The following is a 1,000-nucleotide window of genomic DNA, read 5'->3' on the forward strand; positions in this document are numbered from 1 at the left end:
TGCACGCCCTGAATCCGGCGCTGGTGGTCCTCTCCATCACAGGATTCGGGCACGACGGGCCCGAATCCCAGCGCAGCGGCTACGACCAGATCCTCCAGGGCGAGGCCGGGCTGATGTCCCTGACCGGATCCGGGCCGGACGATCCGCAACGGGTCGGGGTTCCCATCGCCGACCTCCTCTCCGGCATGTACGGGGCGTTCGGGACCCTCGCGGCGCTGCTCCAGCGTGAGCGGACCGGCCAGGGCCAGATCGTCCGCACCTCATTGCTCGCGGCCCTGATCGGGGTCCATGCCTTCCAGGGCACCCGGGCCACGGTTGCGGGCGAAGTGCCGAAGGCCCAGGGCAACCAGCACCCGTCCATTGCCCCCTACGGACTGTTCCACTGCCGGCAGGGCAGGGTGCAGATCAGCGTGGGAAGCGAAAAGCTCTGGAAATCGTTCGCCTCGACGTTCGGGATCGACGCCGCGCGGCCGGAGTTCGCCACCAATGCGGACCGCGTGCGCAACCGCGAGAAAGTCATCGAAGAAGTGGAGCGGGTGTTCTCCGATTTCGAGGCGGAGCCGCTGCTCACCAAACTCAACGACGCCGGCATCCCGGCCGGCAAGGTCAGAACCCTGGACGAAGTCTACGAATGGGAACAGGTCCACTCGCAGGGTCTGGTGGTCGACGTCGAGCACAAAATCCTCGGCACCGTGAGCCTGCCCGGCCCGCCGCTGCGGTTCTTCAGCGCCGCCGGCACCACCGAAACCACGTTGACGTCCCACACCGCGCCGCCGCTGCTGGACCAAGACGGGGAGCAGATCCGGCGGTGGCTGGGGCTGACACCCGGCACCCCAGCGGGCGCGGCCACAGTCACCGGCCAGGAAGGCCCCCGGGCATGCTGACCCGGCAGAAGGTCCGGCACCTGGACGCCACCGAACTCATCACCGCGGTCCTCGATCCCGGGTCCTACCGCAGCTGGGACGCGCCCGTGCTGGACCCCGATCCCGGCCCCGAGTAC

At 69.0% G+C, this 1,000-nt stretch carries 1 protein-coding gene; it reads left to right on the forward strand.

All coding sequences use genetic code 11. The features are described from left to right. The coding region (locus LQV45_RS35575; RefSeq protein WP_230012771.1) for a CaiB/BaiF CoA-transferase family protein at nucleotides 1-884 on the forward strand (884 nt) is incomplete at its 5' end. Nucleotides 885-1,000: the final 116 nt, after the last annotated feature.

This window comes from Microbacterium sp. Bi128 (assembly GCF_918698205.1).